Annotated in this window: 11 protein-coding genes; 6 read left to right on the forward strand and 5 right to left on the reverse strand. The window is 69.7% G+C overall.

Going from position 1 to position 15,352, the window contains the following annotated elements:
- The first annotated feature begins 44 nt into the window (after positions 1-44).
- Positions 45-1,442 carry a glycoside hydrolase family 43 protein gene (locus ACQHII_RS12345; protein WP_427919355.1) on the forward strand — a complete coding sequence of 466 codons (1,398 nt, stop codon included), beginning with the start codon at positions 45-47 and terminating at the stop codon, positions 1,440-1,442.
- A 29-nt stretch (positions 1,443-1,471) separates the two neighbouring features.
- Here the strand turns inward: ACQHII_RS12345 and ACQHII_RS12350 are convergent, their stop codons facing one another.
- Positions 1,472-3,394, reverse strand: a complete 1,923-nt coding sequence (locus ACQHII_RS12350) for a P-loop ATPase, Sll1717 family (protein ID WP_427919356.1) — start codon at positions 3,392-3,394, stop codon at positions 1,472-1,474.
- A gap of 114 nt (positions 3,395-3,508) precedes the next feature.
- Here ACQHII_RS12350 and ACQHII_RS12355 point away from each other — a divergent pair, with 114 nt between their 5' ends.
- Entirely contained in the window at positions 3,509-7,207 is a 3,699-nt protein-coding gene (locus tag ACQHII_RS12355; RefSeq protein ID WP_427919357.1) for a protein kinase domain-containing protein, read from the forward strand.
- A gap of 37 nt (positions 7,208-7,244) precedes the next feature.
- Here ACQHII_RS12355 and ACQHII_RS12360 read toward each other — a convergent pair whose 3' ends face one another.
- On the reverse strand, positions 7,245-8,207 hold the full coding sequence (locus tag ACQHII_RS12360; RefSeq protein ID WP_427919358.1) for an ABC transporter substrate-binding protein: 963 nt from the start codon (positions 8,205-8,207) through the stop codon (positions 7,245-7,247).
- A gap of 364 nt (positions 8,208-8,571) precedes the next feature.
- On the opposite strand from ACQHII_RS12360, the gene ACQHII_RS12365 reads away from it, so the two are divergent.
- Genes ACQHII_RS12365 through ACQHII_RS12380 form a run of 4 tightly spaced genes read left to right on the forward strand, consistent with a single transcriptional unit; the run spans position 8,572 to position 12,615 of the window.
- Positions 8,572-11,064, forward strand: a complete 2,493-nt coding sequence (locus ACQHII_RS12365) for an ATP-binding protein (RefSeq protein ID WP_427919359.1) — start codon at positions 8,572-8,574, stop codon at positions 11,062-11,064.
- Entirely contained in the window at positions 11,061-11,537 is a 477-nt protein-coding gene (locus ACQHII_RS12370; protein ID WP_381241660.1) for a roadblock/LC7 domain-containing protein, read from the forward strand. Before ACQHII_RS12365 ends, ACQHII_RS12370 begins: the two co-directional genes overlap by 4 nt.
- 36 nt (positions 11,538-11,573) lie before the next feature.
- The gene (locus tag ACQHII_RS12375) at positions 11,574-12,029 is read left to right on the forward strand and encodes a DUF742 domain-containing protein (protein ID WP_019071412.1); all 456 of its coding nucleotides are present in this window, start codon (positions 11,574-11,576) and stop codon (positions 12,027-12,029) included.
- Positions 12,016-12,615, forward strand: a complete 600-nt coding sequence (locus ACQHII_RS12380; RefSeq protein WP_019071411.1) for a GTP-binding protein — start codon at positions 12,016-12,018, stop codon at positions 12,613-12,615. The genes ACQHII_RS12375 and ACQHII_RS12380 overlap by 14 nt, the downstream gene beginning before the upstream one ends.
- A gap of 63 nt (positions 12,616-12,678) precedes the next feature.
- Here the strand turns inward: ACQHII_RS12380 and ACQHII_RS12385 are convergent, their stop codons facing one another.
- Genes ACQHII_RS12385 through ACQHII_RS12395 form a run of 3 tightly spaced genes read right to left on the reverse strand, consistent with a single transcriptional unit; the run spans position 12,679 to position 15,166 of the window.
- On the reverse strand, positions 12,679-13,347 hold the full coding sequence (locus ACQHII_RS12385) for an ABC transporter permease (protein ID WP_200715197.1): 669 nt from the start codon (positions 13,345-13,347) through the stop codon (positions 12,679-12,681).
- Positions 13,344-14,039: an ABC transporter permease gene (locus ACQHII_RS12390; protein ID WP_427919360.1), complete on the reverse strand. Its 696-nt coding sequence runs from the start codon at positions 14,037-14,039 to the stop codon at positions 13,344-13,346. The genes ACQHII_RS12385 and ACQHII_RS12390 overlap by 4 nt, the downstream gene beginning before the upstream one ends.
- Entirely contained in the window at positions 14,036-15,166 is a 1,131-nt protein-coding gene (locus tag ACQHII_RS12395; protein WP_427919361.1) for an ABC transporter ATP-binding protein, read from the reverse strand. The genes ACQHII_RS12390 and ACQHII_RS12395 overlap by 4 nt, the downstream gene beginning before the upstream one ends.
- Between the last annotated feature and the right edge of the window lie 186 nt (positions 15,167-15,352).

Below are 15,352 nucleotides of genomic sequence, written 5' to 3' on the forward strand. Positions count from 1 at the left end.
CCGCTCGCACCCCACTCGCACCCCACTCGCACCCTGGAGAACACATGGCCGTCCCCCCTCTCCCCCACCCCTCCCGCCGCCTGTTCCTCGGCATGGCCGCGACCCTCCCCCTCGCGGCCACCGGCGCGCTCACCCTCGGCGCCGGCAGCGCGGCGGCGGCGACCGACTCGGCCTATGTCATGTGCTACTTCACCGAGTCGCCGACGTTCCTGGGCGCCAACTACGGCCTGCACCTGGCCGTCAGCCTCGACGGTCTGCAATGGACCCCGCTGAACCAGAACGCGCCCGTCGCCACTCCGACCGCGGGCTCCCTCGGTCTGCGCGACCCCTTCATCCTGCGCAAGCAGGACGGCACCTTCGTGGTCCTCGCGACGGACCTCAACGGCACCGACTGGTCGTACGTCAGCCAGTACATCCATGTCTGGGACTCCACCGATCTGCGCACCTTCACCGGCTACCGGCGGATGAAGGTGCACAGCCTGGACACCCACGCGTGGGCGCCGGAGTCGTACTGGGACGCGGGGCGCGGGCAGTACGGGGTGATCTACTCGGCCGTCAACGACAGCGGCCACAACGTGATCATGGTCAACTACACGAGCGACTTCGTGACCGCCGGGGATCCGCAGGTGTTCTTCGACCCCGGTTACGACGTCATCGACGGTGATCTCGCGGTGGGCGTGAACGGGGTCAACTACCTCTACTTCAAGAAGAACTCGACGCTGGTCGGCGCGAAGTCCACGTCACTGGACCCGGGCAGCTTCACCGAGTTCAGCACCGCGGTCTCGCACAACGGCACCGAGGCGCCGACCCTGGTCAAGTCCCTTGCTTCCAGCTCCACTTGGTACCTGTGGGGCGACACCTGGGACCCCAACGGCGTCTTCTACGCCTGGCAGTCCGGCAGTCTGGCCGCCGGCACCTGGACTGCCGTCGACCAGAAGCTCTACACGCAGCCGCTCAATTCCAAGCACTGCGGGATCCAGCCGATCACCGCGGCCGAGTACAACAACCTGGTCGCCAAGTGGGGCACGCCCGCCTGGAACCGTCTCAAGTCCTACAACTACCCGGCCCGTTACGTCCGGCACTCCAACTTCGTCGGGCGGATCGACGAGTACGCCTTCGACCCGTACACCGACTCGCAGTGGACGCTGGTGCCGGGTCTCGCGGACAGCGCGGGAGTGTCCTTCCAGTCGGTCAACTACCCGACCCGGTATCTGCGGCACTACAACTACGCGCTCCAACTCGACGTGAACGACGGCACATCGACGTTCGCCGGGGACGCCACGTTCTACCGGACCGCCGGCCTCGCGGACTCCACGTGGGCGTCCTTCCGGTCGTACAACAACCCGACCCGCTACATCCGGCACTCCAACTACGTGCTGCGCATCGACCCGATCTCGACGAGCACCGAGCAGCAGGACGCGACGTTCCGCGTCGGGTATTGACCGTGCCGGGGGCGGCGAGGGGTTTAGTTCTACTCGCCGCCCCCGAGCGACCCCCCGGCCGCCCCGCCCACGGCCCTGATCAAGGTGGCCGCCTCCCGCTGGATGCGCTGGACGACGTACGAGCCTCCCGTCCGGTCCTCTTCTCCGATCCCGTGGGCGACGAGGCCACCCGCCAGGGCGCCGAGGTAGTCCGCGGCCTCCACCACGTGCGAGTCCACGTTCACGTACTCCCCCGCGCGAAGCCGCTCGCGCACCGCCGACGCCTCGCTCAGGATGCGGCCGACCTGACGCGACACCTCGCCCCTCACCTCTTCGGGGAGTTCGGCTCGCGTGAGCTGTCGCAGGATCCGCTCGCACGACGTCAGGAGGCTCTCCAGCAGGGCGAACTCACGGCCGACGACAAATCCCGCGTCCGGTGAGAACAGCTGGGTGACCTGCTGGGACTCCAGCCGGTAGGCCCGGGCGCGCGGGTTGTAGGGGTGGAGTTCGATGGGGGTGAGCGCGCTGAGAGCCGGCCGGAAGCAGGGATGGATGTGGAACTCCGTCTCGTGCGGCTGGACGGGGAGCTGCGAACCGCCGCCGTACACCACGCCGTTGCCCCTTTTGACGCCCAGGAAGCTCACCGCGAACAGCGTGTCGAGGGTGCCTTCCAGCGTGAGCGCTTCCGCGTACTCGGGGAACTGCCGGTGCAGCGCCTCCTGATGGGCGTCGAAGCGCTGCTGCAGGGCGCTGCGCAGCACCACGAACCCGGCTCCCTCCAGCATGGCGAACAGCCTGCCGAGGAAGGGGTAGTTGACCAGATACTCGCTCGCCAGGTCCTGGAGTTTCCACTGCGAGAACTGCATGGTGGCCAGCACGACGTCGGCCTCGCGGATCCTGCGGTGGCCGCGCTCCTTCGCGGTGTCCCGGCACAAGTTCAGGAACTGGATCGCGTCCCGGGGCCGGGGCAGCGCCCGGGAGAACAGGTAGTCGGCGGTCTTCTCGCCCTCGACGCGGGCCGGGAAGACCTCGCCCCACAGCTGCTCCGGGGTGAGTGGAACCTTGAGCGAGGCGCGGGCCCGGATCAGCGAGACGTCGTACAGGTCCTCGTAGGTCCAGCCGAGGCGGGCCTCGTCCCCGCGGAACTTGTCGGCGTTGCCGAAGGTGAGGCTGTCGTAGATGTCGGAGCGCAGGAACAGCACACACCGCACCGCTTGCCGGAAGGTGACCGCCGCGTGTTTGGAGGCCAACAGCAGGCCCACCACCATGGAATTGCTGTCGGGGTCGAGCGACCACACCTGTTCGACCTGGTCGACGAGGAGCAGCAGCGGTTCGTGCCGGGGCCCGCAGCCCAGCTCCTTGAACGCCGCGAGGACCCCGTTCTCCAGGACCCTGAGCTGCCGGTCGGCCCTGGCCCCCTCCGAGGAACCGGCCAGGTCTACAGATGCCTTCACGCCGAAGGCCTCCAGGGCGAGCGAGGACTGCAGACCCTGTCGGCCGTTCAACAGGCGGTCGTAGAGGCGCAGTTCGTCGCCCTCGCCGCTCGCCCGCAGGAACCTCTTGAGGACGCGCACGCTCGGCGGGGTGATCCGGCGGTGTCGGCCGACGTGCCGTACCAGGTACCGGGCCGCCTGGACCGCGAACACATACCGCCAGATCAGCGACTTGGCGGTGTCGGCGGTCAGGCCCTGGAGCTCGAAGCGGCGGATCTCCTCACCCGCTGCGTCGTCGGGAGTGATCAGCACCGTGGCTCCCGAGTAGACGCCCGGCGCCATCAGCCGCATGCAGATGGCGCTCTTCCCGGAACCCTTGCGCCCGATGATCAGCGACTTACGGCCCGAAAGGGCCGCGTCATAGGCGGAGTTGGGGCGGAAGCCGACCTGGAGTAGTCCGCTCTCGTTGTCGTTCTCCGCGTCGTCACGGCCGAAGAACAGCCGCGCGACAAGATCAGTCTCGGTATCGGTATCCGCCATCACTCCCCCAAGTGACCGTCAGAACACCACGGTACGGCCCCCATCCACGGAAAGCGGCCGAAACCGGATGTCTCACGGATGCGTCCCATCCAGCAAGGGGGACGGGGGTACGGCATGCGACGGGAGCACCTTCTGCCCGGCGACCCGCCGAAGGTGGGCAACTACTGGGTGGCCGGCCGGCTGGGGTCCGGCGGCCAGGGCATCGTGTACGAGGCCTACGACGACTCGGGCGGCCGCGTGGCGGTCAAGGTGCTGCGTCCCGAAGCAGCCGGGGACCCGGAGTCGCGCGGCCGGCTCCTCAAGGAGGCACAGGCCGTCCAACGGGTCGCGCCGTTCTGCACCGCGAGGCTGCTGCACGCCGATGTCGAGGGCGAACAGCCGTACCTGGTGAGCGAGTTCGTGCCGGGCCCGAGCCTGCGCGCAAAGGCGACCGAGGACGGGCCGTTGGTGGGCGACGACGTATGCCGACTCGCCATCGCCATGGCGACCGCGCTGGCGGCGATCCACCAGGCCGGTGTCGTGCACCGGGATCTCAAGCCGGACAACGTCATCCTGGGCCCCGACGGGCCGCGGGTCATCGACTTCGGCATCGCGCGGACGGCGGACATGACCCTCACCGCCGGCGGCCTCACCGGCACCCCTTGTTACATGGCACCCGAAGTACTGAACGGCGGCCAGGCCGGCCCCGAGGCGGACGTCTTCGCCTGGGGCGCCACCATCTTCTTCGCGGCAACGGGCCGGGACGCCTTCTGGGCGGAGACCCTCGGCGAGGTCACCCGGCGAGTCGGCGACCACCATCCTGACCTCACCGCCCTGCCCGATCCGCTGCGCGCCCTCACCGCGGCCGCGCTGAGCAAGGATCCGGACCAACGGCCCGACGCTCTGCGGCTGTTGCACGGACTGGTGATCGAGGGTCTCGACACCGTGCGGGATCTCGCGGCCGACGGCCGGAGCGGCCGGGCGGTCGTGGTCCAGCCCTCCGCGGGCGTCTCCGTCTCCCACCTGCCGCTCGGCACCATCGCGGAGCACACCTACTGCCGGCTGGATCCCCCCGCCCAGGCCGCTGCCCGGTCGGTCTTCCTCCGCCTGGTCCAGCCCGGAGACGATTCGCAGGGCAGGCAGGACTCCGTACGCGCCTGCCGGATCGGGGAGATCCTGGACGCGGGCCACCCCGGCGACTCGGTTCCGGTACGCAGGGCGCTCGACGCCTTCAGCGCGGCGGGCCTGCTCACCCGGGACGGCCCGACCGTCCAGCCGATCAGCGCCGCCCTACTGCGGGCCTGGCCCCGGCTCCGGGGCTGGGTACGCGCCGACCGGGACCGGCTGATCGACCACCGCCGCCTGGGCGCCGCAGCGCTGCGCTGGGAGTCCGAGGGACGGGCCCGCTCCGCGCTGCACCAGGGCGAACAGCTCGCACGGGCGGGAGAGTTGGCCGCCGAGGCCATGCCCCACCTGCAACTGACCCCGCTGGAACGGGAGTTCATCGAGGTCTCGGCACTTCAGCAACAGCGCAGGGCGCGGCGACGGCGGTATCTCACCGGGGTCGTGGCAACCCTGCTGCTCTTCTCACTGGCCGCCGGGGTCCTCACCTGGCAGCAGAGCCGGTCGAACGCCTACCGGGCCCGGGTGATCGCCCAGCAGAAGCGGGACACCACCGCCCGGAACGTGGCGGCCCGCGCGGATTCGCTGCGCAAGTTCGATCCGCAGGCGGCGATGCTGCTGAACGTCGCGGCGTGGCGGGTGTCCTCGGTGTTCGAGGCACGCAGCGGGCTGCTGTCGGCCGCGGCGCAGCAGGACGCCGACACGTTCACGCTGCCGCGGATGAACAGCGTGCTCAGCCGGGACGGATCGACACTGCTCGGGCTCACGGAGAACAGCGTGCTGCGGATCTACGACGCCACAACCCATCGTCTGCGTCAGGAGCGACACCTGACCGAGCCGTCGGGAAAGTTCCCGAGTACGGCTCTGAGCCCCGCCGGGGACGCCGTGGCCGTGTCCACCGTCGACGGGGTCAGAGTCTGGACCGGCGGAGGCGCCGTCCCCGGAGTCTTCGGCACCGAGGAGGACGAAGTGCTGGCTCTGGGCACCGCCGGAAAGACCCTGGTGCTGAAGGACGATCACGATGTCCAGGTGTGGGACGTGCCGACGCACCGACTGCTGGCCCGGATCCCCCGCGGCTACCCTCCGTCCGTCGGGGTCGAGGCCGACCTCTCCCGTACCGGACGCCTGGCCCTATGCGCGTGGGACGGGCCACTGGAAATGTGGGACATCGCATCGGCACGCCGAGTGGGGCGTCCGCTCGTCGCGCACACCGACATCACCGAATGCCACGCCGGTTCCTTCAGGTTCAGCGACGACGGTTCGCGTCTGGCGGGGCTCGTCCACACCGGCCCTTACGGCTTCGGAGACGTCCGGGTCTGGCGTACCGACACCGGTGGACAGGATCCCGCGTACGCAGGTATGCGGTTCACGGCCGACAGGCCGAACGCCTTCTTGGTCACACTGGCCTTCCGGCGGGACGGCAAGGCTCTTGCGGTGGCCGACGACCGGCAGATCCAGTTGTTCGAGGCCGACGCCGTCGAGCAGGGGGCCGTTGCCCGGGCCGTCTACCCCCTGGACAGGGAGGGTGCCGAGGCACTGGCCCTCAGCGACAACGGCCGCACGGTGCGTTTCGTCCGCACTGCGGACGCGGGACCAGCCCTGAGGTCGGTGGACCTGCTGGCCGGCGCCGTCGTGGGCCGACGGAGCACCCCCGCCGGAAGCACCCTGTTGTGCGACGACGGACGGGTCCTGGCCCGGCAGGTCGCCGCCCGGGGGTACACCACCGTACGCATCGAGGATCCCGCGTCCGGCGGACTCCTCGGCCGCCCGATCACCGCCACCGTCCGCCCGGGCAAACGGTCCGGCCCGCCCGAGGCCGTTCCGATGGCCCTCAGCGACGACGGCCGCCTCCTTGCCCTCGCCGATCCCCGGTCCGGGACGGCCGGAGTCTGGGAGACCCGCACTCATCGCTTCCTGCGAACGATCGTGTTCGCCGTCCCGTTCGAAGGGAAGGGACTCCGTCCCGACAGCGGCTTCCTGCTGAGCGGCGACGGCAGTGTCCTTGTGGTGCTGTCCTCGCACCACGCGGTCGAGGCGCGTGCCACGGCGACAGGCCGCCTGGTCTGGGCGTCACCCATCGGCAGCGGAGCCCCATTGGCCCTCTCCCCGGACGGGCGGCGGCTGGTCACGGAGACGGGAGAGGTCATCGACCTCGGCACGGGCCGCACGCGCCATGTCAAGCTCGCTCAGTACGACATCGCGACGCAGGCGGCCTTCAGCCCGGACGGGAAGCTGCTGGCCGCCACCGACTACGCCGGCGGGCTGGCACTGTGGGACGGGACGCTCACCAGGAAGCTCGTCGCTCTGGACGGGGACAACGCCTACTCCCAGGGTTTGGGAACGTTGTCCCAGGGCGGCATGCTTGCGATCTCCCAGGACAGCTCCACTCTGGCCGTCCTGGACCCCCTCGAAACGAGCGTGCAGCTGTGGGATCTCGGGTCCCTGCGCAAACTCGGTCCACCGCTGCCGACGGCATGGCGCTGGGTGCCGTTCGCTACCATGGCCCTGGACCGGACGGGCCGGCATCTCTACAGCACCTATGAAGGCTTCTCCGACAAAGGCCTCGTCAACGCGACCTACCTGGCCACGACCCCGCTCGCCCCCGCCCTGGTCGCCCGCTCCGTCTGTAAGCGCGTAGGACGCGAACTCACCCGCGAGGAATGGTCGTTGTACATCCCCGAGCTGCCGTACCGGCGGGTCTGCGACAGCTGACCGGCGCGGACGCACCCGCGCCGGTCGTCCGTCAAGGTCAGCTCAGGCCGGCCGTCTTCAGCCAGGCCTTCGCGACGTCCAGCGGGTCCTTGTTCTGCGAGCCCACCTGGGTGTCGAGGTCCAGCAGGGTCGCCGTGTCGAGCTTCGCGGAGACCGCGTTGAGGGCGGCCACACCGGCGGCGGAGAGGCCGCTCTTGTAGACCAGGGGCTGCACGTTCTCGAAACCGAAGAGCCGCTTCGGGTCCTGGAGCGTGACGTGCTTCTCCTTGGCGATGGTCGGGTCCGTGCTGAAGAGGTCCGCCGCCTGCACGGTGTTCTTCTTCAGCGCGGCGGCCGTCAGCGGGCCGCCCGCGTCCAGCGCCTTGAAGGACTTGAACTCCAGGCCGTAGACCGACTTCAGGCCCACCAGGCCCTGCTGCCGGGTCTGGAACTCCGGCGAGGCGCCGATGACCAGGTCCTTGGCGATGGACTTGAGGTCGCCGATGCTGGACTCGGACGTGAGGTTGTACTTCTTCGCGGTCTCCGCGTTGAGGGTGACCGTGTCCTTGTCCTCGGCGGCGGCCGGGTCCAGCAGCGTCAGCTTGGAGTCCAGCTTGGCGTTGATCGCGGCCGTGGTCGCGGCGAGGGTCGCCGGGGCGGCCTTCGGGTCGAGGTAGGCCAGCAGGGCGCCGTTGTACTCGGGCAGCACCGTGATGGAGCCGTTCTTGAGCAGGCCGTACGTCGTCTCGCGGCTGCCGATGTTCGGCTTGTAAGTGACCTTGACGCCCTTGGCCTTGAGGGCCTCGCCGTAGATGTCGGCGATCAGGATGCTCTCGGCGAAGTTGTTCGAGCCGACGACGACCGTGTCACCACTGGCCTTGCCGCCCGAGAGGGGGTTGTCGGACTTGCTGTCGGAGGACGAACCACATCCCGTGACAAGCGCAGCCGTGGCGGCGAGGGCGATGGCCGCCGCGCCGGGGTACCTAGTGCTGGACCAGCTGTTCTTCGCTTTAGAAGTCACAATTCCCGTTCCGGGGTTGGATGTTGGCACAGGCGTGCAGGCATGGCTGTGGCGTCCACGCGCGGGGCGTGAATGCCGCACTCCGCTGATCCAATCCAGCCGGTTCTTGGTCAGTCAAGAGAAGTCTGGTCACCGATTGGCCTCAATGAGTGCCCAGTTGTGAAGGCAACGTAAACAGACCGGTCACGAACACGGGCGCTTTGTAATTGATTCTTGACGTAGGGCGACGTACTTGATCGATCGAAGAGGCGGTAGTCTCCCCGGAGTTGGCGTCGGTCACAGCGGTGTGCGGGGGCCGCTTCGATCAAAAACAGTCACGTGTGTCGCTGCGCGTACCGTGACAACACCCCACGAAGGAGGCCTGGTGTCCATACGGGGCTTCGCAGACCGTTGGCCCTTCAGGCGCAAGCTCAATCTGCTCGTCGGCGTGCCGCTCTCGGTGGTCGCGGTGCTGCTGGCGTATCTCATCGCGGATGAGCTCGGGCAGTCGACGGACGCGAGCGACGCGGCCCAGCTGGTGCGGGACAGCGGCCAGGTCGCCGAGCTGGTGAACCTCGTGGAGGCGGAGCACCAGCAGGCCATCCTGCTCTCCGTCCGCTTCGAGGCCACCAACGACGGCGGCACGCCCTCGCAGAGCGCCTACCGCAAGGCCCAGCAGGCCGTGGACCAGCAGGTCGAGAAGGTGCGCGACGCCTTCGGCGACCGGCTGCCGGCCGGCGAGGCACAGGCCCTCAGGGAGATCAACGGCCTGGAGACACTGCGCAAGACGGTCGAGCAGAGCTATCTGCCCGCCGACAACATCGACCCCGCGTACACCAGCGCCTCGGACGGCCTGATCGACGGGCTCGACCTGGAGCACAACGCGAACCTCGCCACCACCTTCACCGGCAACCTGCTGGACTCCGTACTGCGGGCCGATGCCGCCCACAGCTCGTTCGAGACCAGCGTGTTCTCCGCGACGACCGGCGACAGCAACGCGCTCATCGAGTTCACCAACGCGGTCGGCTCCTACGACCTGTACACCTACCAGGCCTCGCGCTTCGCCCGGTTCGCCACCGAGACCCAGGCCGACCAGCTGTCCGGCATCGAGCACACCGCCCCGCAGCGGGAGATCGCCGAGGCCTACGCCGAGCTGCAGATCGACCCCAGCGGGCTCCAGGCCGAGTCGCCCGGCGCGGTCCGCAAGGCGTTCGCGGACGCCATGAGCGACTACCCCAACTACCCGCAGCAGGCCGAGGCCCGGCTGAAGATCACCAACTCGCTGATCGGGCAGATCGCCACCCGCGCCGACGACGCGTCCAGCTCCGCCTCCTGGCGCGCCGGGCTGCTGCTGAACCTCTCGCTCATCGGCTTCGCGCTGTGGCTCTTCTTCGTGGTGGTCGTGCGCCGCTCGGTGGTCCGCCCGGTGCAGGCCCTGACCGGTGCCGCCAAGCAGGTCGCCGAGGTCGCGGGCCGCGAACTGGCCCGCGTGGCCGACGACGACGCCGAGGACGACGGCCCGCCGATGCTGCGGGACATGCCGGTCACCGCGAAGGACGAGATCGGCGACCTCGCCGAGGCCTTCAACCACGTGCAGACCACGGCCGCCGCGCTGCTGGCCCGCCAGGTGATCAGCCGCCGCAACGTCGCCGAGATGTTCGGCAACGTCGGCCGCCGCGTCAGCAACCTGACGACCCGTCAACTCGCGCTGATCGACGCGGTGGAGCGCGGCGAGACCGACCCGGCGCTCCTCGAACGCCTCTACTCCATCGACCACATCGCCGTACGCCTGCGCCGCAACGCGGACAGTCTGATGCTGCTCGCCGGCATCCGCGAGACCGTGCTCGACGGCGGACCCACCGAGCTCACCAACGTGGTGCGGGCCGCGCTCGGCCAGATCGAGGGCTTCCAGCGGGTCTCGCTGCGCGCCGACACCGAGATCATGGTGGAGCCGGACATCATCGGCGACCTCACGCTGATGGTGGCCGAACTCCTGGAGAACGCGGTCTCGTTCTCGCCCGCGGGCAGCCCCGTCGAGGTGGTCGTCCGCACCGACGGCGACGACGCGCTGATCGTCGTGGCGGACCACGGTCTCGGGATGAGCGCCGACCGCATCGCCGAGGAGAACGCCCGGCTGATCCGCCGTGAGCGCCTCGACCTGGTGCCGACGAAGGTGCTCGGTCTGTTCGTGGTCGGTACGCTGGCCCGCCGCTGGGACATCGACGTCACGCTGGCCCGCACACCGGGCGGCGGTGTGACGGCCGAGGTGACCATCCCGGCGACGCTGCTGCTGCGCATGAGCGCGCTGGCCTCCGGCGATGGCGCGGAAGGTCACGCGGAGCCCGACAAGGCGCTCGCGCCCGCCGGTTCGAGGGCTCTCGAGTCCGGGGAGGAGCAGCGCCGTCCGGCTCCCTCCTGGGCCGCCTCGGACTCCGGACCGCGCCCGTCGATCACCCTGAGCAGACCCGAGCCGCCCGTGTCCGAGCACCTGCGCACCGAGGACGAGATCGCCCCGCTGCCGCGCCGGGTCTCCAGGTACGAGACGGTGACGGCCGCCGCCACGGCTCCCCCGCCCCTCACCCACCACGCCCCGGCGGGCGAGTCCGCCGCCCTCGACACCGCCCCCGGAGGCTCCCGCCCCCTGCGCCGGCGGGTCAAGGGCGCCACCCTTCGTACGGGCGCCGACGACGCCGCCCAGCAAGCCGCCAGGCAGGCCCCCCGGCCCGCCGACGCGGACGCCGTCCGCTCGGCCCTCGAAGAGTTCGAGGCCGCCGTGGAGCAGGCCAACCGGGACAGCGACACCCTCTCGGGCCTGCGCCTCACGGACGCGAACCACCCGCACGACCGGAACAATCTCCCGAAAGGAGCGGAGCAGTGAGTACGTCGACAGGTGAAACTCCCAGGGGAGGCACCACGCCGGCCGAACTGCAGGCAGCCGCGGCCGATTTCAACTGGCTGCTCAACCGTTTCGCGACGGAGACCGCGGGTGTCGTCGACGCCATCGCGGTGTCCTCCGACGGTCTGCTGATCGCCGTGGCGGAACTGCGCGAGAAGGCCCACTCCGAGCGGCTCGCGGCCATCGTCTCCGGCATCACCAGCCTGGCCGCCGGCGCCTCGGGCAACTACGGTCTCGGTGCCCTGAACAAGGTCATCATCGACCTGGAGGGCGGCCACGTCCTCGTCTCCGCGATCGGCAGCGGCGCCGTCCTCGGCGTCGTCGCCGACAAGGAGGCCAAACTCGGCAACATCGCCTACGAGATGACGCTGTTCGCCAACCGTGCCGGTTCCGCGCTCAACCCGCAGCTGGTGCTCCAGCTGAAGAACAGCGTCGGCGTCATTTCGGCTCGGTGACCGGTCCCCGACCGGCCGAGAGAGGAACAGCCACTCATGCCCGACGGCCGCACTCCGAGCGGTGCCGGCGCGGACGGGGACACGCCCCCGGGTCGCGATCCGGTGCGCGCTCCCTCCGCCGTACGGCCGTTCCTGGTGACCGCCGGGCGGGTGGCGGGCGCGGGTGCGGCCGACTCCGGGCGGCCGATCCCGGTCGAGACCCAGGTGGTGGCGACGGCCGCCGGGCTCGACGTGCTCGACCGGCTCTCCTTCGAGCAGCACGACATCGTCGCCGCCTGCCGGCAGCCCCAGTCCCTCGCGGAGATCGCGGCCCGGCTGCGGCTGCACCTGAACGTGGTGCGGGTCCTCGCCGAGGACCTGCGGGCCGCCGGACAGCTGACGGTGCATGTGCCGAACACCGACATCACCCATGACGCAACCGTCCTGCGAAGGGTCATCGATGGCCTCCGCGCCATCCCCAACTCCCGGGGAGTACTCCGTGACACCGACTGAACCGGTCGCCCGCGGTGCGGCTGCACAGACCGTCGTACGACCGCCGCTCCCGGTCAAGATGGTCGTCGCGGGCGGCTTCGGCGTGGGCAAGACCACCACCGTGGGCGCGATCTCCGAGATCGAGCCGCTGACCACCGAGGCCGCGATCACCGAGGTCGCGGCGGGCGTGGACGACCTGTCCCACACCCCGCGCAAAACCACCACCACGGTCGCGATGGACTTCGGCTGCATCACCATCGACCCGACCCTGAAGCTGTATCTGTTCGGTACGCCCGGGCAGGACCGGTTCGGCTTCATGTGGGACGACATCGTGGAGGGCGCGGTCGGCGGTCTCGTCATCGTCGACACCCGCCGCCTCGACGACTGCTACGCGGCCGTCGACTACTTCGAGCACAAGCAGATCCCGTTCGCGGTCGCCCTGAACGCCTTCGACGGCAAGATCGAGCACTCCCTCGACGAGGTCCGCTGGGCGCTCGACGTCAACGAACGCGTCCCGGTGATCGCCTTCGACGCGCGGGAGCGCGGCTCGGTGCGGGACGCGCTGCTGGTCGTCCTGGAGCTGGCCCTCGCGCGCACGGAGGGCTGACGGCGGACAAGAGAAGAGGGGGGAGGGCCCGAGCCCTCCCCCCCTTCTCGTTTGCTACAACGCTCAGTTGCTCCTGCGCACCCCCGGCGACACCGCGAGCCGTGCGATGCCCCAGAAGACCGCCAGCGTCACCAGGGCCATCCCGGCGACCAGGGTGGCGCCGCCGACGACCTTCTCGTAGTTCTTCTGGTAGAGGCCGTCGATGATGTAGCGGCCGAGGCCACCGAGGCTGACGTACGCCGCGATGGTGGCCGTGGAGACGATCTGGATGGCGGCCGAGCGCAGGCCGCTGAGGATCAGCGGGAGCGCGACCGGCAGTTCCACCTGGAAGAGGATGTTCGTCTCGTTCATGCCCATGCCGCGGGCGGCGTCCACCGGGGACGGGTCGACGGAGCGCATCGCCTCGTACGTGGTGACGAGGATCGGCGGTACGGCGAGGACGACCAGCGGGATCATCACCGGGACCAGGCCGAAGCCGATCAGCACGAACATCAGCACCAGCAGACCGAAACTGGGCAGCGCGCGGGCCGCGGTGGCGATGAGCGAGAGGGTGTTGCCGCCGCGTCCGGTGTGGCCCGTGAGCAGTCCGACAGGGAGGCCGATGGCGGCGGCGATGGCGAGCGCGATCAGCGAGTACTGGACGTGCTCGCGCAGCCGGGTGGGGATGCCGTCGTAGCCGTGCCAGTGGGTGCTGTCGCTGAAGAACAGGTTGATGTAGTGGAGTACGTTCACCGGGCTGCGTCCTCCAATACGGGTTCGGCCGGTGCGGGCCGGGCCCTGCGGGTGCCGCGCGGCATCCAGGGCGTCAGGAGCAGGCGTACGCCGACCAGCACGGCGTCCACGACGATGGCGAGGACGGCGGTGGTGATCACGGAGAGCCAGATCAGCCGCGGCTGGTGGTAGATCTGGCCGTCGTTGAGCAGGTTGCCCAGCGCGCCCTGGTTGCCGATCAGCATGCCGACGCTGACGAGGGAGATGCTGGAGACCGTCGCGACCCGCAGCCCCGCGATGATCGCGGGCACGGCGATCGGCAACTGCACCTGGAGGTACCGGCGTACGGGCCCGAGGCCCATCGCGGTGGCCGCGTCCAGGGTCTCCTGCGGCACCGAGCGGACGCCGTCGACGATCGCCGGAACGAACACCACGAGGCTGTAGACGCCGAGCGGGATCATCACGGTGGTCTCGGTCTGGCCGGTGTAGTCGATGAGGACGACGAAGAAGGCCAGCGAGGGGATCGCGTACAGCACGGTCGTCACCCACAGCACCGGCGGGTACAACCAGCGCAGCCGCACGCAGAGTTGGGCGATGGGCAGCGCGACCACGAGGCCGACGAGGACCGGGATCACGGCCTCGCGCAGATGCAGCCCGATCAGGCCGAGGTAGCTGTTCTGGAGGTCGCTGGGGATGCGGAACCAGTCGTTCATCCGACGGCCTTCGTGTCCGGCCGCACCGCCGCGTGCGCGCTGCGGATCGCCTCGCCCACGGCCTGCTGCGAGACGACGCCCACGGCCCGGCCGGTGTCGTCCACGCCGACCGCCCAGCCGGTGGGCGAGAGCACGGAGCCGTCGAGGGCGGCGCGCAGCGAGTCCTTGCCGGCCGCGAACGGGCGCCCGTACGCGAGGAGTTGCGCGGTGTCGATGCTTCCGGCGGTGAGCGCGCCGGGCTCGCTCCAGCCGAGCGGCCTGCCGTCCAGGTCGGTGACGAGGAGGTACGGCACACCGGGCGTGGTGCGTTCGGCGATCTGCTCGGCGGTGGAGTCGACGGCGACGATCGGGGAGGTCTTGAGGTCGAGGCCGGCCGAGGAGAAGAAGGACAGACGGCGGATGCCGCGGTCGGCACCGAGGAAGTCCTCGACGAAGGCGTCCGCCGGGTCGGACAACAGCTCGGCGGGCGGGGCGAACTGGGCCAGCTTGCCGCCGGTGCGCAGCACCGCGACCATCGTGCCGAGCTTGATCGCCTCGTCGATGTCGTGGGTGACGAAGACGATCGTCTTGCCCAACTCGTCCTGGAGGCGCAGGAGTTCGTCCTGAAGTCCCTTGCGGACCACCGGGTCGACGGCGGAGAACGGCTCGTCCATCAGCAGTACCGGCGGGTCGGCGGCGAGGGCACGGGCGACGCCGACGCGCTGCTGCTGGCCGCCGGAGAGCTGGTAGGGGTACCGCTTGGCGAGGGAGGCGTCGAGGCCCACCCGCTCCATGAGTTCGGTGGCCCGCGCCCTGGCCTTCTCCTTGCCCCAGCCGAGCATGCGGGGCACGGTGGCGATGTTGTCGACGATCGAGCGGTGCTGGAAGAGTCCGGCGTTCTGGATGACGTAACCCATGGACCGGCGCAGGGTGTTGACCGGCTGCTTGGTGATGTCCGCGCCGTCCAGGGAGATCGTGCCCTCGCTGAGGTCGACCATTCGGTTGATCATGCGCAGGGTCGTCGTCTTGCCACAGCCCGAGGGGCCGACGAGGACGGTGATCGCGCGGTCCGGTATGTCCAAGGACAACCGGTCGACCGCCACCGTGCCGTCCGGGTACCGCTTGGTGACTGAATCTATCCGTATCAAAGCGCCGAATACCCTTCGGATGTGGCAGAAACTGCCCGTTCCTGGCCGCTGTCTCAGGCCGTTGAGGGGAGAGTCTAGACGGCTTGTGTTGCGGGAACCCGGCGGGCGTCCGAGCGGTTTCGGGTGCCGCTTCCTGGGGGTTCGTCGCGGATCGACTGTGCCCTTCCTGTGAGTCCGCTGATTCTC

Origin of the sequence: Streptomyces sp. cg40, assembly GCF_050320165.1 — a bacterium.
GTDB lineage: Bacteria > Actinomycetota > Actinomycetes > Streptomycetales > Streptomycetaceae > Streptomyces > Streptomyces hokutonensis.